Raw genomic sequence first — 18,159 nt, 5'->3', positions numbered from 1 at the left:
TAACACGATGAGGTGGGACAGCCATGACGACCCTGACGGAAGCCGACGCGCTCGACGGTCTGCGCGACGCGCTCGGCCTGCTCAAGGACCGGGAGCAGGTGGCCGAACGGCTCCTCGACTCGTCCGCCAAGCACTCCTTCGACCCGGACAAGGAGCTGGACTGGGACGCGCCCTTCGAGGAGGGCAAGTGGTTCTGGCCCCCGGAGCTCGTGTCGCTGTACGACACCCCGATGTGGAAGCGGATGAGCGAGGAGCAGCGCATCCTGCTCTCCCAGCACGAGTCCGCGGCGCTCGCCTCGCTGGGCATCTGGTTCGAGCTGATCCTCATGCAGCTCCTGGTGCGGCACATCTACGACAAGTCCGCGACGAGCGCCCACGTGCGCTACGCGCTGACGGAGATCGAGGACGAGTGCCGGCACTCCAAGATGTTCGCCCGGCTGATCTCCCGCGGTGAGACCCCGTGGTACCCGGTCAGCCCGGTCCACCAGCACCTGGGCCGCCTGTTCAAGACGATCTCCACCACGCCCGGCTCCTTCACCGCCACGCTGCTCGGCGAGGAGGTCCTGGACTGGATGCAGCGGCTGACCTTCCCGGACGAGCGGATCCAGCCGCTGATCCGCGGGGTCACGCGCATCCACGTCGTGGAGGAGGCCCGCCACGTGCGCTACGCCCGTGAGGAGCTGCGCCGCCAGATGGTGACGGCCCCGAAGTGGTCGCAGGAGTTCACCCGGGTCACCTCCGGCGAGTTCGCCCGCGTCTTCTCCAAGGCCTTCGTCAACCCCGAGGTCTACACGAACGTCGGCCTGGACAAGCGGGAGGCCGTGGCCCAGGTCCAGGCCAGCGGCCACCGCCGGGAGATCATGCAGACCGGCGCGAAGCGCCTGACCGACTTCCTGGACGACATCGGCGTCCTGCGCGGCACGGGCCGCCGCCTGTGGAAGTCCTCGGGCCTCCTGGCCTGACCTCAGCAGCCGCGGGCAGTCGTGCCGCCACCGTCCATCGCCCGTGCCGCGGGCAGTCGTGCCTCCCCCAGGGCCTGAACGGCCTGGGAGGTACCCCCAGGGGCGGCACGGGTGGGCGGTGGGGGTCCCCCCGCTCGAGCGAAGGCGAGAGTGGGGGAGGCACCCCGTCACGCGGGGCCGCGTCACCCACCCGTGCACCGCGCCCACGGCGCATTTTCGAACGCCCCCGTTCGAACGCCCCCGGCCTCACCCGGCGGAGCGATTACGCTGCGGTCCATGACCCCGCAGGCCCCCACCCCCGCCTACCGCCGGCTCAGCGTCGAGGAGCGCCGCGGTCAGCTGCTCGACGCCGCGCTCGCCCTCTTCGCGCACCGGCCGCCGGAGGAGGTGTCCCTGGACGACGTCGCGGAGCAGGCCGGGGTCTCGCGCCCGCTGGTGTACCGGTACTTCCCCGGCGGCAAGCAGCAGCTCTACGAGGCCGCCCTCAGGTCGGCCGCCGACGAGCTGCGGCTGTGCTTCGACGAACCCCGCGAGGGACCCCTGCTGACCCGGCTGTCCCGCGCCCTGGACCGCTACCTGGCCTTCGTCGACCAGCACGACACCGGCTTCAGCGCCCTGCTGCGGGGCGGCAGCGTGGCCGAGACCTCCCGGACGTCGGCCATCGTGGACGGCGTGCGCCGGGCCGCCGCCGAGCACATCATGAGCCACCTCGAGGCCGTCGACCCCGGCCCCCGGCTGCGGATGACCGTGCGGATGTGGATCACCGCGGTGGAGGCGGCCTCGCTGATCTGGCTGGACGAGGAGAAGCAGCCGCCCCTCGACGAGCTGCGGGACTGGCTCGTGGAGCAGTTCCTGGCCATGCTGTCGGTCACCGCGCGGCGCGACCCGCAGACCGCGGCGCTGGTCGAGGCGCTGGCGGAGGATGTCTGACACTGGTGCCGTGAAGAGCGAAGACACCCCCTTCGAGGGCGGCCCCATGGACGGGCGGGTGCTGCCCGTGCTGGTCGGCCCCACCGGGCACCCGCCGAAGACGTACCGCATCCCCGTCCCCGCCCCGGACGGCGGGCCGCCCACCGTGCTCGTGTACCGGCGCGTGCCCCGCTCGGACCGGCGGACGATCGGTTTCGCCCGCTGGAAGTACGCCTACGACCCCGAGGGCGACAAGGGTCCCCGCCGGCGCTGGCCGTGGTCCCGGCCGGACGCCACGCCGGGCGGCAAGCCGGACGACGCCGACGGGTGACGGCATTGCGCCGAACCGCGCACATCCGGCGCGCGCGCCGCGGGAACCGGCCCGATGCTCGCGGTGCGGAGCGGACGAAGGTTCCGCCGCACCGGAGGTGACAGCGTGTCAGGAAGGTTTCTCCGTCTGGCCTGTACGGCGGCGATGACGGCGGGGATCGTGTTCGCGCCCGTGCCCGCGGTGGCGGAACCCGTGCCGCCCGCGCCCGGCCGGCCGTCCGTGGCCGAGCTGCTGACGGAATTTCAGGGGCTTTACCGGGAGGCCGAGAAGGCCACGGAGGCCTTCAACGGCACCGAGGAGAAGCTGACCCGGCAGCGCGCGAAGGTGCAGCGGCTGGAGACCGAGCTGGCCCGGGCTCGGCTGTCCCTGCGCGACGGCCGCGGCGCGGCGGGCCGGCTGGCCCGGCAGCAGTACCGGAACGGCGGTGACCTCTCCCCCTACCTGCGGCTGCTGCTGGCCCGCGATCCGCAGCACGCCCTCGACCAGGGGCACGTGATCGGGCAGCTGGCCCGGGATCGGGCCGAGACGGTGGGCCGCCTGGCCGGCCACGAGAGGAAGACCGACGACCTGGCGCGCCGGGCCCGCGAGGCCCTCGACGAGCAGGTCGCCCTCGCCGCCCGGCAGAAGAGGGAGCGGGACGGCGTACGCACCCGGCTCCACGCAGTCGAGGAACTGCTCGCCTCGCTCAGCGCCGCACAGCTGGCCGAGCTGGCCGCCGTCGAGGAGGACGGCATCGCCGAGGCCCAGGAACGGTTCATGGCGTCCGGTGCGCTCGGCGACGACGGCAGGCCGACCGCGGAGGGCGACCGGGCGGTGCGCTTCGCGGTGGAGCAGCTCGGGAAGCCGTACGAGTGGGGCGCGGAGGGCCCGGCGTCGTACGACTGCTCGGGGCTGACCTCCGTGGCCTGGCAGCGGGCCGGAACGCCGATCCCGCGGACCAGCCAGGAGCAGTGGGCGCGGCTGGAGCACGTCCCGCTGGACGGGCTGCGGCCCGGTGACCTCGTCGTGTACTTCCCCGAGGCCACCCATGTGGCGATGTACCTCGGCGACGGCATGGTCGTCCAGGCGCCGCGGCCCGGTGCCGAGGTCAAGGTGTCGCCGATCGCGGCCAACCCGGTGCTGGGCGCCGTACGGCCCGACCCCGGCGGGGAGCCCCTGCGGCGGTACACGCCTCCGGAGCTCCCCGAGGGGGCGACGGCCGGATCCGACGAGGGATACGCCGCGGCCTACGCGCCGGCCGCTCCGGAGACCTCCATCAGGTAGGCCTCCGTCTTCTGCGGGTCGAAGAAGAAGTTCTCGAAGTCCGCCGGGTCGTTGAAGCCGTTGGCGAAGCGGTCGGCGACCGGCTGGAGCTGACCGGCCGCGCCGATCAGGTTCAGGACGTGCTCCGGCGGCGGGGCGAGCATGGCGTTCGTCCACTTGGTGACGTGCTGGGCCGTCTCCCAGTAGCGGTCGAAGGTCTGCCGCATCCAGACCTCGTCGAACTCCTTGTCCCCGTGCTCCAGGATCGAGGCGAGGTAGGAGGCGGCGCACTTGGAGGCCGAGTTGGAGCCCTGGCCGGTGATCGGGTCGTTGGCGACGACCACGTCGGCGACACCGAGGACCGCGCCGCCGCCGGGGAGACGGCCGATGGGGTTGCGGACGGTGGGGGCGTAGCGGCCGGCGAGGGTGCCGCCCGCGTCGGTCAGTTCGACCTTGGTGGCCCGCGCGTACTCCCAGGGGAGGAACTTCTCCATGAGTTCCAGGGTCAGGGAGAGGTGCTCCGAGGGGTCCTTCACGTCCTTGAAGGCGTCGAGCGGACCGCCGGGTATGCCCTCCCAGAACAGGATGTCGGCGCGGCCGGAGGTGGTGACGGTCGGCATGATGAACATCTCGCCGACGCCCGGCACCAGGTTGCAGCGGACGGCCTCCGTGTCCGGGTGCTCCGGACGCGGGCCCAGTCCGTGGACGTAGGCGACGGCGAGGGCGCGCTGCGGCTCGGTGTACGGGGAGCGGGAGGCGTCCCGGCCGAACATCTGCACCAGCTCGCCCTTGCCGGCCGAGACGAGGACGAGGTCGTAGGCGCGGGAGAAGTAGTCCAGGTCACCGACGGCCACGCCGTGGATGACGAGCTGGCCGCCGCGCTGCGCGAAGGTCTCCATCCAGCCGGCCATCTTCACCCGCTGGTCGACGGACTGCGCGTAGCCGTCGAGCCGGCCCAGCCAGTCGATCGCCCGCTGGGACGGGCCCGGGTCGAAGGAGCCGGGCGCCGCCACCGAGACACCGAGCCCCTCGATCTTCGGGGCCTGGGACTCCCAGAAGTTCAGCTGGAGATCGCGCTCGTGCTGGAGTGCCGTGTGGAACATGCACTGCGTCGACATGACCCGGCCGTTGCGGATCTCGTCCGCGGTCCGGTTGGACATCAGGGTGACCTCGTAGCCGTGCGACTGGAGGCCGAGGGCGAGTTGGAGGCCGGACTGGCCGGCTCCGACGACGAGTATCTTCCGCATGCGGGGGACGCTCCTAAGGGGACTGCTCGGGGACTACTCGGGGGTTTCGTCGAGCGCGTGGCCCACGAGGGACAAGAGGGTCTCGATGGCCGAGATCCGGCGGCGCGCATCCATGATCATTACAGGTATGTGCGCCGGGATCGTCAACGCCTCCCGCACGTCCTCCGCGTCGAACCGCTCGCTGCCGTCGAAGTGGTTCACCGCGACGACGTACGGCAGTCCGCAGCTCTCGAAGTAGTCCAGCGCCGGGAAGCAGTCCCTCAGGCGGCGGGTGTCGGCCATGACGACGGCGCCGATCGCGCCGCGCACCAGGTCGTCCCACATGAACCAGAACCGCTGCTGGCCCGGCGTGCCGAACAGGTAGAGCACCAGGTCGTCGTCGAGCGTGATGCGGCCGAAGTCCATGGCCACGGTGGTGGTGAGCTTGTCCGGGGTGGCGGTGAGGTCGTCGGTGTCCTCGCTCGCCTGGGTCATCAGCGCCTCGGTCTGCAGGGGCGTGATCTCCGAGACGGCGGTGACCAGCGTGGTCTTGCCCACGCCGAAGCCGCCCGCCACGACGATCTTCGTGGCGATCGGCGCACGGGTGCGGTCCGTCTGCCAGGACTGTACGTTCTCGTCCGGGTCGACGAGGGGGGAGACGCCGTAGGCGGCGGCGTCAGAGACGACGGAGTCCACTGAGCACCCTTTCGAGCAGAGCGCGGTCCGGGCGGCCGGTTCCGTGGCCGGTTCCGGTGCCGTACACACGGATCTTTCCCTGGTCCGCCAGGTCGCTGATGAGCACGCGGACCACGCCGAGCGGCATCTTCAGCAGCGCGGCGATCTCGGCCACCGTACGCATGCGGCGGCACAGTTCGACGATGGCCCTCATCTCCGGCATCACGCGGGAGGTGAGGCCGCCGTTCGTCAGTTCCTTGCGCTCCTCGGCGGCTTCGAGCGCGGCGGTGCCCGCGGTGGCGCCGACGAACGTCTCGACGAGCAGGACGTGGCCGAAGCGGGTCCGGCCGCCGGTGAGCGAGTAGGGGCGTACACGGGCGGACTTGCGGTCCGCGCCGCGCACGGGGAGGCCCTGCGGATGCCTCGGGTTGCTGCCGGGGCCACTGCTCATCGGACGCTCTCCGTCGACTCGGACTCCAGGGACTGCCGCAGTTCGCTGCGGAGTTCGGGGGTCAGGACATGGCCGGCGCGGCCGACGAACAGCGCCATGTGGTACGCGATGACGCTCATGTCGCAGTCAGCGGCGCCGTGCACGCCGAGCAGCGAGCCGTCGCTGATCGACATCACGAACAGGCTGCCCTCGTCCATGGCGACCATCGTGTGCTTCACGTTGCCGAAGTCCATCAGCCGGGCGGCGCCGATGGTCAGGCTGCCCACGCCGGAGACGACCGTGGCGAGGTCGGCGGCGGAGCCGCGCGGGCCGGTGCGCCGCTCGCCCCGTGCCACCCGGGCCGCTTCGTTCCTGTCCTGGTCGGAGGAGAGCAGGAGCAGGCCGTCGGAGGAGACCACGGCGACGGACTCGATGCCGGGGACCTCCTCGACGAGGTTGGTCAGCAGCCAGTGCAGGTTACGGGCCTCACGACTCAGTCCGTAGGTACTGGGAGCGGTCAACTGCTTGCCTCCTCGACAGTGCCCCCCGTGGCTTCTTCTGTTGTCCCCGCGGCGGTCGGCGCCTGGTGCTGCTCCGTCCGTTCGGAGATCTCCGCCTCGACGTCGCGCCGTCCGGCCTCCGCCCCCCGGCGGAACCCTCCCAGACGGCGGCGCAGCGCCTCGGCGTCGACGGAACCCGCCGTGCGCGGCCGTGGGACCGCGGCGGGTGTGCTGAGCTTCGGGGTCCGCTTGGGCAGCCCCTTGGCGGTGATGGGGTCACCGTCCGGCTCGGCGCCCTCGTCCGCGGTGCGTTCGTGGACGTCGGGGCCGATGGCGTACGGATCGGCGGGAGCGGGGCGCTCCGGCGCGGGACGCTCCTGCGGTGCGGGGGCCTCCGGCGGTGCAGGGGCCTCCGGGGCGGGTGTCCTCTCCGGGGCGGGGCGCTCCTGCGGGGCGGGTGTCCTCTCCGGCGCTGGAGCCGCCTGCGGTGCGGGGGTCTCCTGCGGTGCGGAAGTCCCCTCCGGTGCGGATGCCTCCCGCGGGTCCGGCGCGGGGGCCGGCGGCGGGGGCGGGGTCGGCGCGGGGGCCTGGGCCTGGACCGGGAGCAGGAGTTCCATCGTGGTGTCGTCCGGGAAGTCCCTGACGCCGGTCGTGCCCTCGGCCACGGGGGCCTCCGGCGTCCCGGGGGCCTCCGGCGTCCCGGGAGTCTCCGGCGTCCGGGAAGCCTCCGGCGACTCGGTGGCCTGCCGCGTCTCGGGAGTCTCCCGCGTCTCGGGGACCTCCGGCGTCACGAGAGGCTCCCGCTGCTCGCCGGACTCCGCGGTCTCGCCGGCCCGGCCGGTCTCCGCGGTCCCACCGCTCTCCGGGGTCTCGTCGGCGCGCTCCTGCGGGTGGGTACCCGACGCCGGGGCCGGCTCGGTCACCGCGGGGCCCCGCTCCGTAGGTGCAGCGGTCTCCGCGGCGTCCGCCGCCGGTTCCGCCGCGGCCTCCGCCTCGGCGCGGCGTACGGCCTCCTCCGCCGAGGCCACGAGCGGGTCGGTGTCCGGCCGTGCCTTCTTCTCCGCGCGGCCGGAAAGGACGTTGGAGTTGGCCTCCGCGCCCGCGCCCGGCAGGGTGAAGGAGCCCGTGCCGTCGGCCACCGGCGCGGCTGGGGCGAGGGCCGCCGGGGGCGCCGCCGCGAGCAGCGTGCTCGGCAGCACCACGACGGCCGCGACGCCGCCCTGCTTCTGCTCCCGCAGCCGCACACGCGCCCCGTGCCGGTGGGCGAGCCGGGCCACCACGTACAGGCCGAGCCCGAGGCCGTCCTCGCCCTCCTGGTCGTAGGGCGCCTCCGGGTCGAAGTCGGTGAGGCGGGCGTTGAGCCGCTGGAGGCGCTCGGTGGCCATGCCGATGCCCTCGTCCTGGACGGAGAGCATCACCTCGCCGTTCTCCAGCAGCCAGCCGGACACCTCGACGGGCAGGTCCGGCGGCGAGAAGGAGGTGGCGTTCTCCATCAGCTCGGCGAGCAGGTGGGAGAGGTCGTCGGCGGCGAAGCCGGCCACGTGCGCGTGGGGCGGCAGCGTGGCGATGCGGACCCGTTCGTACCGCTCGATCTCGCTGACCGCGGCCCGGACCACGTCGACCAGCGGCACCGGACCGGCGCTGTGCTGGATGTGCTCGGTGCCGGCGAGCACGAGGAGGTTCTCGCTGTGCCGGCGCATCACCGTGGCGAAGTGGTCGAGCTTGAACAGGGTGGCGAGGCGGTCCGGGTCCTGCTCGCGGTCCTCCAGGCTCTCGATGACGGCGAGTTGCCGCTCGACCAGGCCGAGGGTGCGCAGCGCGAGGTTGACGAAGGTGCCGCCGATGCTCTTGCGGACGACGTCGAGCTGGGCGGCGGACTCGGCGAGTTCGGCGCGCAGTTCCTCACGCGCGTCGGCCATCTTCTGCCGCTGGCCGACGAGGTGCTTGCGGTCGGCCTCCAGCGTGTTGACGCGCTCGGCGAGCGTGGCGGCGTGCGCGTGCAGGGCGTTGACCGAGCGGACGACCTGGGCGAACTCGTCGTTGCGGCCGGTGAAGGCGACCGGCTCCTCGACGGTGGGGTCCGCCGCGCCGGCGAGCCGGGCCGAGCCGCGGCGCAGCACGGAGAGCGGGCGGGTGAGGGTGCGGGCCATGGCGGTGGCGATGCCGAGGGCGAGCAGGATCAGGGCGCCGAGGGCGGCGATCCGGATCTCCAGCGCGGTCACGTCGTCGTCGCGCAGCTGCTCAAGCGCCGTGGTGCGCTTCTCGTACAGGGCGGACTCGGCCCCGCGCATGGCGTCGACGCGGGCGGAGAGCGCGGCGTCCAGCTTCTTGACGGAGGTGCCGAGGTCGTCGTCGGAGAGGGTGGGCCGGTCGGTGAGGCCGGCGAGGTACTTCTCGGCGGAGTTGACCTCCGGCCCGGTGACCGTGGCGTCGTACCTGTCCCGCGCCTCCTTGGGCGCCCCCTCGCGGAAGTCGGCGAGGGCCGCGTCGGAGCGCACCCGGGCCTGCTGGGCGGCGGCGCTGAGGGCGTCACGCTGCTCGGTCTCGGCGTCCGAGGAGGTGACGGACTCGGTCGGCAGCCCGGTGATCGGGTCGATGACGGTCTCGGTGCTGCTCGGCACGCCGAGGGCCGCGAGCAGCAGTCCCCGGGTCGCGGCGGCCTGCTGGACGGCGGTGTCCAGGTCGGCGAGGGCGTGGGCCCCGCCGCCCGCGCGGGGCGGCATCTGCTCGGCCAGTTCCCCGGCCAGGGCGTGCAGCCCGGCGATCGCCTCCGAGTAGGCGTCGTGGGCCTGGAGGGCGCTGCTCTTGCCGGTGAGCGCCGAACGGCGCAGCGCGGCGATGGCGTCGAGGTCCTCGCGCAGGGAGTCGGGCGTGTCGGTGTCGGCGAGCAGCTCCTCCACCTGCCGGTCGACGCGTGCGCTGCGCTGCTCGGAGGGGGCCTTGGACTTGGGGCGGCCCGCGGCGACGTAGGGGGTGACCTCGTCCCGCTCGTCGGCGAGGGAGTGGGCGAGGGCCAGCGCGTCCTGCGTCTGCTCGGCGAGCGTCACCAGGTCCTGCGAGTCGTGCAGTTGTCCGGAGGCGGCCACGACCGACGGGGCCCCGGCCGCGGCCACGGCGGCGGCCACGACCGCCACGGCGACGATGAGCCGGTTGCGTACGTGGGTGGGCCGGCCCTTGCCGACGGGCGGCGCCTCGGCCGCCGGGGTGGAGGGGGCGCCCGGGGTTCGCTCCACGCTTGCCGCGGGGGCCGTCTGCTTGCCTGTACGACGAGGCCGCGTCTTCTGCACCGGTGCTCGCATTCCTGACTCGTGTACCCGTGGGCCCGGGTGGCGCTCCGTCAACTGGCCGGCCGGCGCGTGCACCCTTCCCCAAGCTCTGGGCTGCTCTCCCGCCGCCGACCGTGCGCCGGACGGGGAGACCGCGTGAGCAGGGCAGGCCCCCCACCGGTTCCCGACCATCCCAGTGCCGGTGGGCGGTGGGTGTGCATCACCTGACCCGCCACCCGAAGGAGTGAACCCCGACCGGGAGTTGAGGGGCAAGTTCCGCCGGCTCGTGCGGCGGGCTCGGACAGTGCGCCGGTTGGACGTCTGCGACGGACGGTGGCAGGATGTGCCGCCACGCGTTCCCGGAGTGCAGCATTCCAACCCAAATCCGGCCGCTGACCTGCGCGACAGCGTCGTTTTCGGGGGACGTTGGCAGCCTTTTGCGGACCCTGTGAAGAGGTCGTGCAGACTGGCCGGATGCGTACGGAACTCGTTTCGGAACCTGGCCTCGCCGACCGCCCCAACGAGGACTTCGCGAGCGTCGCGCTACCGGCCTCGGGACAGGGCGGCGCGCTCGTCGTGCTGGACGGCGTGACGCCGCCGAGGACCGGGACGGGGTGTCTGCATTCCGTACCCTGGTTCACCGCGCGGCTCGGCGGAGCGCTGACCGAACTGACCGTTTCACTCGGGGATGTTCCTCTCGCCGACGTCCTGTCCCGTGCCATCGCGCATACCTCCGCGGCACATGCGGGAACCTGTGACCTTTCTCACCCGCGCACTCCGCAGGCAACCGTGGTCCTGGCGCGCTGGTCCCCCGACCTGGTCGAGTACCTGGTGCTGTCCGACTCCGCCCTGCTGGTGGAGACGCCCGCCGGCACGGTCACGGCGCTCCTGGACGACCGGCTGGCCCGCCTGCCGCGCTCGGCGCTGGCCACGGACGCGATCGTGGACGCGAACTACCGCAACAGGGAGGGCGGGTTCTTCACGGCCGCGGCCGACCCGGCGGTGGCGGCGCGGGCGGTGACGGGGACGCTGCCGCGCGAGGAGGTGCGGACGCTGGCGGCGCTGACCGACGGGGCCGCGCGCTGGGTGGAGACGTTCCGGGAGGGCGACTGGGCGGACTGCCTCGCCCTGGTGCGCAAGCAGGGCGGGCGGGCACTGGTGGACCGGGTGCGGGAGCTGGAGCGCGGGGACGCGGCGGGGGCGCGGGAGTTCCTCGGCCGCAGCAAGACGCACGACGACGCGACGGTGGTGTGCGCGGAGTTGTGAAGGGTCCGACCCCTGGCGCGTGAAGGGGCAGGCCCCGAGCCCGTGAAGGGTCCGGCCCCAGGGGGCGCCAAGGGGCGGACCGCGGGGGCTACTTCTCCATCCCCCGGTTCAGTTCGTGCAGCAGGCGGGCCAGTTCGGCCACTTCCCGCGGGTCCCAGTCGCCGAGGCGGCGGGCGTACCGCGCCCGGCGGGCCTCCCGCACCCGGCCGACCCGCTCCTGCCCCTCCGGGGTCAGGGTGACCAGCCAGGCACGGCCGTCCGCGGGGTCGGGTTCACGGGCGACCAGGCCGAGTTCCTCCAGGGCGCGCAGTTGGCGGGACATCGTCGCCTTGCCCACGCCGATGTAGGCGGCCAGGTCCGTGGCGCGCTGCCCACCGCACTCGCCGAGCCGGACGAGAAGGCCGTACGCGGACGACTCCAGGTCGGGGTGGACCTCGCGGGCCATCTCGCCCTGGTTGGCACGGGCGCGCCGGAGCAGGACGGTCAGTTCGCGTTCCAGCGCCAGGAACTGGGGCCGGTTCACACCACTTCCGGACAGGCGGGCTTCGCCCTCGCGACCGCCGCCGTTTCCGTCTTCGTGCACGTCAGCCCCTGCCTCGATTTTCCCGTTCCTGAAAGTTTCCGCCACGGGCCGCCATCGCCGCAGCTTGGCAAGTATTTCGCAGGCTTAGACCAACGGCGGCTTCCGGCTCCTCTTCCCACCCCCCGTTCTACGTGCGTAGCGTCTTCACCGGACTCGTGAATGGCATGCCCACGCCACTCACGAGTCTCTCCCCACGCACGGTCCCCCACCGAGCACCACCGAACCATCGGAGGCACGTCCATGCTCGTGCACAGATCCGGATCGGCCCGCGGCCGGCGTTTCGCCGCCACCGGGATTCTGCTCGCCGCCCTCTCCCTCCTCCTCGCCCAGCCCTCGTCGGCCGCCGACGTCCCGCCCCGCGGCTCCGCCCACATGGGCATGGGCGTCCTGGCCCACGACGGCCAACAGGGCACCCCCGTCCCCGGCGACGCCACCCAGACGGAGGGCGTCGACGTCTCCGGACACCAGGGCAACGTCGCCTGGTCGACCCTGTGGAACAGCGGGGTCAGGTGGGCCTACGTCAAGGCGACCGAAGGGACGTACTACACGAACCCCTACTTCGCCCAGCAGTACAACGGCTCCTACAACGTCGGGATGATCCGCGGCTCGTACCACTTCGCCACCCCGGACACGACGAGCGGCGCGACCCAGGCCAACTACTTCGTCGACCACGGCGGCGGCTGGTCCCGGGACGGCAAGACGCTGCCGGGCGCGCTGGACATCGAGTGGAACCCGTACGGGGCCGCCTGCTACGGCAAGACGCAGAGCGGGATGGTGACCTGGATCCGGGACTTCCTGAACCAGTACAAGGCCCGCACCGGCCGGGACGCCGTCATCTACACGGCGACGAGCTGGTGGACCCAGTGCACCGGCAACTACGGCGGCTTCGCCGCGAACAACCCGCTGTGGATCGCCCGGTACGCCACCTCGGTGGGCACGCTGCCGGCCGGCTGGGGCTACTACACGATGTGGCAGTACACCTCGTCCGGCCCGACGGTAGGGGACCACGACAAGTTCAACGGCGCCCTGGACCGGGTGCAGGCACTGGCCAACGGCTGACCGCCGCACCACCCCGGCCGGGGGCACGGGGGTTGCCCCCGACAAGCACGGCAACGGCGCCCTGGACCGGGTGCAGGCACTGGCCAACGGCTGACCGCCGCACCACCCCGGCCGGGGGCACGGGGGTTGCCCCCGACAAGCACGGCAACGGCGCCCTGGACCGGGTGCAGACACTCGCCAACGGCTGACCGCCACACCACCCCCGGCCGGGGGCACGGGGGTTGCCCCCGACAAGCACGGCAACGGCGCCCTGGACCGGGTGCAGACACTCGCCAACGGCTGACCGCCACACCACCCCCGGCCGGGGGCACGGGGGTCGCCCCCGGCCGGCCGGACGGCTCACGGGCGGGGCCCGGGTTCCCTCGCGGGTACCCGGGCCCTCGCTCGTCCGGTCACGTCCGTCACGCCGCGACCGGAACCTCCGGCTCGGCACCGTTCACGGCCGGTGCCAGCGCCAGTTCGAGGACCTGGCGGACGTCGGTGACGGTGTGGACGTCGAGCTTGCCCAGCACCTCCGCCGGGACGTCGTCCAGGTCGGGCTCGTTGCGCTTGGGGATGATCACCGTGGTGACGCCCGCCCGGTGCGCCGCGAGCAGCTTCTGCTTGACCCCGCCGATCGGCAGGACCCGGCCGGTCAGCGAGACCTCGCCGGTCATCGCCACGTCGGTGCGGACCAGCCGGCCCGACAGCAGCGAGGCGAGGGCCGTGGTCATCGTGACGCCGGCGCTCGGGCCGTCCTTGGGGACCGCGCCCGCCGGGAAGTGGATGTGCACGCCCCGGTCCTTCAGGTCGGCCACCGGCAGTTCGAGCTCGGCGCCGTGGCTGCGCAGGAAGCTCAGCGCGATCTGCGCGGACTCCTTCATCACGTCGCCCAGCTGACCGGTCAGGGTCAGACCCGCCGCGCCCGTCTTCGGGTCGGCGAGCGACGCCTCGACGTACAGCACGTCGCCGCCCGCGCCGGTGACCGCGAGACCGGTGGCCACGCCCGGCACGGAGGTGCGCCGCTCGGCCGGGTCCTGGGCGGACTCGGGCACGTGGTGCGGCCGGCCGATGAGGTCGCGCAGGTCGCCGTCGCCGACGGTGAACGGCAGCTCCCGCTCCCCCAGCTCGTGCTGGGCCGCCACCTTGCGCAGCAGCCGCGCGATCGACCGCTCCAGGGTGCGCACGCCCGCCTCGCGGGTGTACTCGCCGGCCAGCCTGCGCAGCGCGCCCTCGTCGATCGTGACCTCGTCCTTGTCCAGACCGGCCCGCTCCAGCTGGCGCGGGAGCAGGTGGTCCCGGGCGATGACGACCTTCTCGTCCTCGGTGTACCCGTCGAGGCGGACCAGCTCCATGCGGTCGAGCAGGGCCTCGGGGATGGCCTCCAGGACGTTGGCGGTGGCGAGGAAGACGACGTCGGACAGGTCGAGCTCGACCTCCAGGTAGTGGTCCCGGAAGGTGTGGTTCTGGGCCGGGTCGAGGACCTCCAGCAGCGCCGCGGCCGGATCGCCCCGGAAGTCGGAACCCACCTTGTCGATCTCGTCCAGGAGCACGACCGGGTTCATGGACCCGGCCTCCTTGACCGCCCGCACGATCCGGCCGGGCAGCGCCCCGACGTACGTGCGCCGGTGGCCGCGGATCTCGGCCTCGTCGCGGACGCCGCCGAGGGCGACGCGGACGAACTTGCGGCCCATCGCGTGGGCGACGGACTCGCCGAGCGACGTCTTGCCCACGCCGGGCGGGCCCACCAGCGCCAGGACGGCACCGCCGCGCCGGCCGCCGACGACACCGAGGCCGCGGTCGCTGCGGCGCTTGCGCACGGCCAGGTACTCGGTGATCCGCTCCTTCACGTCCTGCAGGCCCGCGTGCTCGGCGTCCAGGACGGCCTGGGCGCCCTGGATGTCGTAGGCGTCCTCGGTGCGCTCGTTCCACGGCAGCTCGAGGACGGTGTCCAGCCAGGTGCGGATCCACGAGCCCTCGGGCGACTGGTCGGAGGACCGCTCCAGCTTGTCGACCTCCTTCAGCGCGGCCTCGCGGACCTTCTCCGGCAGGTCGGCGGCCTCGACGCGGGCGCGGTAGTCGTCGGACTCCTCACCCTCCTGCTCCCCGTTCAGCTCGCGCAGCTCCTTGCGGACGGCTTCGAGCTGGCGGCGCAGCAGGAACTCGCGCTGCTGCTTGTCGACGCCCTCCTGGACGTCCTTGGCGATCGTCTCGGCCACGTCCTGCTCGGCGAGGTGGTCCCGCAGCTGCCGGGTGGCGAGCTTCAGCCGGGCGACCGGGTCGGTGGTCTCCAGCAGCTCGACCTTCTGCTCGGTGGTGAGGAAGGGCGAGTAGCCGGAGTTGTCGGCGAGCGCGGAGACGTCCTCGATGGCCTGGACCCGGTCCACGACCTGCCAGGCGCCGCGCTTGCGCAGCCATGCGGTGGCGAGGGCCTTGTACTCCTTGACGAGTTCGGCGACCTGGCCGGGCAGCGGGTCGGGCACGCTCTCGTCGCTACGGGTGCCCTCGACCCACAGCGCGGCGCCGGGGCCGGTGGTGCCGGCGCCGATGCTCACCCGGCTCCGGCCGCGGATCAGCGCGCCCGGGTCTCCGTCGGCGAGGCGGCCGACCTGCTCGACCGTGCCGAGGACGCCGGTCTTCGCGTAGGTGCCGTCGATGCGCGGGACCAGCAGGACCCGGGGCTTGCCCGGTTCGTCCCTGGCGGCGGCCTGCGCGGCCTCCACCGCGGCCCGTACGTCGGAGTCGCTCAGGTCCAGGGGGACGACCATCCCCGGCAGCACGACCTCGTCGTCGAGCGGCAGCACGGGCAGGGTGAGCGGTGTGAAGGCAGCGGACTCAGCAGCCATGATCTCCCCTTCGGCAGTCAAGTTGAGTTATGCCGACTCAATGCTCGGGAGCCGCCGATTGTTCCCAGGGGGCTGTTCGCTGTGAGCGATCAAGGGACGCCGCCCGTCGCGAGTCGTCCTCACGCCCCCTCAGCACGCCCGGAGCACCGGTCATTCCCCGGTCGGTGATGCCAGGATGGGCCGATGCCCATCACCTCTTACGACTCCCACGACACCCCGGAAGTTCTGGACCGTCGCGAGGGCCCGTACGGCGAGGTCGTCCTGCGCCGCCACGGGGCGCTGCTGCAGATCATCGCGAACGGCTGCTTCCTGATGGACACCTCCGACGGGCGCTCGGAGCGCCGGCTCGTGGACGCGGCGGCCGAGGCGCTCGACGGCCGGGCGGCACCGCACGTCCTCATCGGCGGGCTCGGCGTCGGCTTCTCACTGGTGCACGCGGCCGCCGACCCCCGCTGGGGCCGGATCGCGGTCGTCGAACGCGAGCGTGCCGTCATCGACTGGCACCGCACCGGACCGCTGGCCGAGGTGTCGGCGACGGCCCTGGCCGATCCGCGCACGGCGATCGTCGAGGCGGACCTGGTGGGTTACGTCAATGAGACTTCCGACACGTACGACGCGCTCTGCCTCGACATCGACAACGGCCCCGACTGGACCGTCACCGAGGGCAACGACGGGCTGTACTCACCAGGCGGACTGGCGGGCTGCGCACGGGTGTTGAGACCCGGCGGGGTGCTCGCCGTATGGTCCGCCCAGCCCTCCCCGGAATTCGAAGAAACCTTGCGTAATGCCGGGTTCCAGCAGGTGCGTACCGAAGAGATCCCCGTTGCCCGGGGCGTTCCGGACGTCGTCCACCTCGGCATCGGGCCTGGATAGCAAAGGCGCGGCACCTCCCCGTACGCTGCTGACCTGACGCGGATCATTCAAGCGTCAAGCGCAGTCATGGGATCACCCCACGGATTCCGGAAAGCACACCTCAGGGGCGGGCGATGGAGCAGACACAGACCTCCCACAACGGCACGGCGACGGCCACCCAGGGCGCACAGCGCCGGGTGCTGGTGGTCGAGGACGACCAGACGATCATGGAGGCCATCGCCACCCGCCTGCGTGCCGAGGGGTTCCTGGTGCAAACGGCGAGTGACGGCCCGGCGGCCGTGGACACGGCCGAAGCCTGGCAGCCCGACCTGCTCATCCTCGACATCATGCTGCCCGGCTTCGACGGCCTGGAGGTCTGCCGCCGCGTGCAGGCCCAGCGGCCGGTGCCGGTGCTGATGCTCACCGCGCGCGACGACGAGACGGACATGCTGGTCGGCCTCGGCGTGGGCGCCGACGACTACATGACCAAGCCGTTCTCGATGCGCGAGCTGGCCGCACGCGTGCACGTGCTGCTGCGCCGGGTGGAGCGGGCCGTCGTGGCCGCCTCGACGCCGCGCAGCGGCATCCTGCGCCTCGGCGAACTGGAGATCGACCACGCCCAGCGCCGGGTGCGGGTGCGCAGCGAGGACGTCCACCTGACGCCCACCGAGTTCGACCTGCTCGTGTGCCTGGCGAACACCCCGCGCGCGGTGCTCTCGCGGGAGCAACTGCTGGCCGAGGTGTGGGACTGGGCGGACGCCTCCGGCACCCGGACCGTCGACAGCCACATCAAGGCGCTGCGCCGCAAGATCGGGGCCGAGCGCATCCGCACCGTGCACGGCGTGGGCTACGCGCTGGAGACGCCGACGCCATGAGCTCAGGACGGGAAGGCGCACGGAGGAGCCCCGGGGAGCCCTGGGGCGGCGTACGCCCGTTCTCGATCAAGACCAAGCTGGGTGCGCTGGTCGTCACGTCGGTGCTGATCACCACCGGCCTGTCGGTGATCGCGGTGCACACCAAGACGGAGCTGCGCTTCATCACGGTCTTCTCGATGATCGCCACGCTGCTGATCACGCAGTTCGTGGCCCACTCGCTGACCGCGCCGCTGGACGAGATGAACGCCGTGGCCCGGTCCATCTCACACGGCGACTACACGCGCCGGGTGCGCGAGAACCGCCGCGACGAGCTGGGCGACCTGGCCGTCACGATCAACCGCATGGCCGACGACCTGGAGGCACAGGACCTCCAGCGCAAGGAGCTGGTGGCGAACGTCTCGCACGAGCTGCGCACCCCCATCGCGGGCCTGCGCGCGGTGCTGGAGAACATCGTCGACGGCGTCACCGAGGCCGACCCGGAGACCATGCGGACCGCGCTGCGGCAGACGGAGCGGCTCGGCCGGCTGGTGGAGACGCTGCTGGACCTCTCCCGCCTGGACAACGGCGTCGTACCGCTGCGCAAGCGGCGCTTCGAGGTGTGGCCCTATCTGTCGGGCGTGCTGAAGGAGGCCAACATGGTCGCCTCGGCGCGCGCGGCCATCGCCAGCGGATCCGGCAGCCACACGCGTACCGACGTGCATCTCGCCCTCGACGTGTTCCCGTCCGACCTGACCGCCCACGCCGATCCCGAGCGCATCCACCAGGTGGTGGCCAACCTCATCGACAACGCGGTCAAGCACAGCCCGCCGCACGGCCGGGTGACGGTCCGGGCGCGGTGCGGGGCCCAGCCGGAGTCCCTGGAGCTCGAGGTCATGGACGAGGGGCCCGGGATCCCGCGGTCAGAATGGCGACGCGTGTTCGAGCGGTTCAACCGGGGTTCGGTGTCCCGGCCGCACGGTCCGGGCAGCGACGGCGGCACCGGACTCGGCCTGGCGATCGCCCGCTGGGCGGTGGATCTGCACGGCGGCCGAATCGGTGTGGCCGAATCCGAGCGGGGGTGCCGGATTCTCATCACTCTTCCGGGCCTGCCCTCGGCGTCGAGTTGACGTAGGGTTCGAAACGGAGCACCAAGATCCACGGGCGTTCGCGCTGACGGAC

The 18,159-nt window shown here is 72.7% G+C and carries 16 protein-coding genes; 9 read left to right on the top strand and 7 right to left on the bottom strand.

Annotation, left to right across the window (positions count from 1 at the left end; all coding sequences use genetic code 11):
• Nucleotides 1–23: 23 nt before the first annotated feature.
• The 4 genes from AC0VYN_RS05990 (at nucleotide 24) to AC0VYN_RS05975 (ending at nucleotide 3,465) form a co-directional block, all read left to right on the top strand.
• Nucleotides 24–962: an AurF N-oxygenase family protein gene (locus tag AC0VYN_RS05990; RefSeq protein WP_475535079.1), complete on the top strand. Its 939-nt coding sequence runs from the start codon at nucleotides 24–26 to the stop codon at nucleotides 960–962.
• Between the two features lie 276 nt (nucleotides 963–1,238).
• Entirely contained in the window at nucleotides 1,239–1,892 is a 654-nt protein-coding gene (locus AC0VYN_RS05985) for a TetR/AcrR family transcriptional regulator (RefSeq protein ID WP_475535078.1), read from the top strand.
• 10 nt (nucleotides 1,893–1,902) lie between these two features.
• Nucleotides 1,903–2,202, top strand: coding sequence for a hypothetical protein (locus tag AC0VYN_RS05980; protein WP_475535077.1), 300 nt, complete (start codon nucleotides 1,903–1,905; stop codon nucleotides 2,200–2,202).
• 105 nt (nucleotides 2,203–2,307) lie between these two features.
• Nucleotides 2,308–3,465 (top strand): C40 family peptidase, encoded by a 1,158-nt coding sequence (locus tag AC0VYN_RS05975; RefSeq protein WP_475535076.1) that lies wholly within the window; start codon nucleotides 2,308–2,310, stop codon nucleotides 3,463–3,465.
• Here the strand turns inward: AC0VYN_RS05975 and AC0VYN_RS05970 are convergent.
• From AC0VYN_RS05970 to AC0VYN_RS05950, 5 genes are read right to left on the bottom strand one after another with little or no spacing between them, the layout of a single operon-like run.
• Nucleotides 3,429–4,691 (bottom strand): styrene monooxygenase/indole monooxygenase family protein, encoded by a 1,263-nt coding sequence (locus tag AC0VYN_RS05970; protein WP_475535075.1) that lies wholly within the window; start codon nucleotides 4,689–4,691, stop codon nucleotides 3,429–3,431. The two genes, AC0VYN_RS05975 and AC0VYN_RS05970, sit on opposite strands and share 37 nt — an antisense overlap.
• Before the next feature lie 33 nt (nucleotides 4,692–4,724).
• Nucleotides 4,725–5,366, bottom strand: a complete 642-nt coding sequence (locus AC0VYN_RS05965) for a GTP-binding protein (RefSeq protein WP_385459494.1) — start codon at nucleotides 5,364–5,366, stop codon at nucleotides 4,725–4,727.
• Nucleotides 5,347–5,796 carry a DUF742 domain-containing protein gene (locus AC0VYN_RS05960; protein ID WP_451693530.1) on the bottom strand — a complete coding sequence of 150 codons (450 nt, stop codon included), beginning with the start codon at nucleotides 5,794–5,796 and terminating at the stop codon, nucleotides 5,347–5,349. The genes AC0VYN_RS05965 and AC0VYN_RS05960 overlap by 20 nt, the downstream gene beginning before the upstream one ends.
• Nucleotides 5,793–6,296 carry a roadblock/LC7 domain-containing protein gene (locus AC0VYN_RS05955; protein WP_475535074.1) on the bottom strand — a complete coding sequence of 168 codons (504 nt, stop codon included), beginning with the start codon at nucleotides 6,294–6,296 and terminating at the stop codon, nucleotides 5,793–5,795. Before AC0VYN_RS05955 ends, AC0VYN_RS05960 begins: the two co-directional genes overlap by 4 nt.
• Nucleotides 6,293–9,574, bottom strand: a complete 3,282-nt coding sequence (locus AC0VYN_RS05950) for a sensor histidine kinase (protein WP_475535073.1) — start codon at nucleotides 9,572–9,574, stop codon at nucleotides 6,293–6,295. Before AC0VYN_RS05950 ends, AC0VYN_RS05955 begins: the two co-directional genes overlap by 4 nt.
• A 441-nt stretch (nucleotides 9,575–10,015) precedes the next feature.
• Between AC0VYN_RS05950 and AC0VYN_RS05945 the strand changes: the two genes are divergently transcribed.
• Nucleotides 10,016–10,807 (top strand): protein phosphatase 2C domain-containing protein, encoded by a 792-nt coding sequence (locus AC0VYN_RS05945; RefSeq protein WP_475535072.1) that lies wholly within the window; start codon nucleotides 10,016–10,018, stop codon nucleotides 10,805–10,807.
• Nucleotides 10,808–10,895: 88 nt separating this feature from the next.
• Here AC0VYN_RS05945 and AC0VYN_RS05940 read toward each other — a convergent pair whose 3' ends face one another.
• Nucleotides 10,896–11,390, bottom strand: coding sequence for a MarR family winged helix-turn-helix transcriptional regulator (locus AC0VYN_RS05940; RefSeq protein WP_475535071.1), 495 nt, complete (start codon nucleotides 11,388–11,390; stop codon nucleotides 10,896–10,898).
• Between the two features lie 240 nt (nucleotides 11,391–11,630).
• Here AC0VYN_RS05940 and AC0VYN_RS05935 point away from each other — a divergent pair, with 240 nt between their 5' ends.
• Nucleotides 11,631–12,449 (top strand): lysozyme, encoded by an 819-nt coding sequence (locus tag AC0VYN_RS05935; RefSeq protein WP_385459506.1) that lies wholly within the window; start codon nucleotides 11,631–11,633, stop codon nucleotides 12,447–12,449.
• 401 nt (nucleotides 12,450–12,850) lie between these two features.
• Here AC0VYN_RS05935 and lon read toward each other — a convergent pair whose 3' ends face one another.
• Nucleotides 12,851–15,274 (bottom strand): endopeptidase La, encoded by a 2,424-nt coding sequence (lon, locus tag AC0VYN_RS05930; protein WP_475535070.1) that lies wholly within the window; start codon nucleotides 15,272–15,274, stop codon nucleotides 12,851–12,853.
• A gap of 183 nt (nucleotides 15,275–15,457) precedes the next feature.
• Between lon and AC0VYN_RS05925 the strand changes: the two genes are divergently transcribed.
• The 3 genes from AC0VYN_RS05925 (at nucleotide 15,458) to AC0VYN_RS05915 (ending at nucleotide 18,107) form a co-directional block, all read left to right on the top strand.
• Nucleotides 15,458–16,147 (top strand): spermine/spermidine synthase domain-containing protein, encoded by a 690-nt coding sequence (locus AC0VYN_RS05925; protein WP_475535069.1) that lies wholly within the window; start codon nucleotides 15,458–15,460, stop codon nucleotides 16,145–16,147.
• A gap of 113 nt (nucleotides 16,148–16,260) precedes the next feature.
• Complete coding sequence (locus AC0VYN_RS05920; RefSeq protein WP_475535068.1) at nucleotides 16,261–17,001, top strand: response regulator transcription factor; 741 nt, start codon at nucleotides 16,261–16,263, stop codon at nucleotides 16,999–17,001.
• Entirely contained in the window at nucleotides 16,998–18,107 is a 1,110-nt protein-coding gene (locus tag AC0VYN_RS05915) for a sensor histidine kinase (protein WP_385459514.1), read from the top strand. Before AC0VYN_RS05920 ends, AC0VYN_RS05915 begins: the two co-directional genes overlap by 4 nt.
• The last annotated feature ends 52 nt before the right edge of the window (nucleotides 18,108–18,159 follow it).

This window comes from Streptomyces sp. 63XJN7_1_ISO-PGPR-S23-121 (genome assembly GCF_056173025.1).
This window is presented reverse-complemented; position numbering and strand designations above follow the sequence as displayed.

Excerpts from the sequence above, each read along its gene's own strand:
- AC0VYN_RS05950 (WP_475535073.1), bottom strand. The coding sequence starts at position 9,574 with ATGCGAGCACCGGTGCAGAAGACGCGGCCTCGTCGTACAGGCAAGCAG.
- AC0VYN_RS05945 (WP_475535072.1), top strand. The coding sequence starts at position 10,016 with ATGCGTACGGAACTCGTTTCGGAACCTGGCCTCGCCGACCGCCCCAAC.
- AC0VYN_RS05960 (WP_451693530.1), bottom strand. The coding sequence starts at position 5,796 with ATGAGCAGTGGCCCCGGCAGCAACCCGAGGCATCCGCAGGGCCTCCCC.
- AC0VYN_RS05925 (WP_475535069.1), top strand. The coding sequence starts at position 15,458 with ATGCCCATCACCTCTTACGACTCCCACGACACCCCGGAAGTTCTGGAC.
- AC0VYN_RS05915 (WP_385459514.1), top strand. The coding sequence starts at position 16,998 with ATGAGCTCAGGACGGGAAGGCGCACGGAGGAGCCCCGGGGAGCCCTGG.
- AC0VYN_RS05990 (WP_475535079.1), top strand. The coding sequence starts at position 24 with ATGACGACCCTGACGGAAGCCGACGCGCTCGACGGTCTGCGCGACGCG.
- AC0VYN_RS05920 (WP_475535068.1), top strand. The coding sequence starts at position 16,261 with ATGGAGCAGACACAGACCTCCCACAACGGCACGGCGACGGCCACCCAG.
- lon (WP_475535070.1), bottom strand. The coding sequence starts at position 15,274 with ATGGCTGCTGAGTCCGCTGCCTTCACACCGCTCACCCTGCCCGTGCTG.
- AC0VYN_RS05985 (WP_475535078.1), top strand. The coding sequence starts at position 1,239 with ATGACCCCGCAGGCCCCCACCCCCGCCTACCGCCGGCTCAGCGTCGAG.
- AC0VYN_RS05935 (WP_385459506.1), top strand. The coding sequence starts at position 11,631 with ATGCTCGTGCACAGATCCGGATCGGCCCGCGGCCGGCGTTTCGCCGCC.
- AC0VYN_RS05970 (WP_475535075.1), bottom strand. The coding sequence starts at position 4,691 with ATGCGGAAGATACTCGTCGTCGGAGCCGGCCAGTCCGGCCTCCAACTC.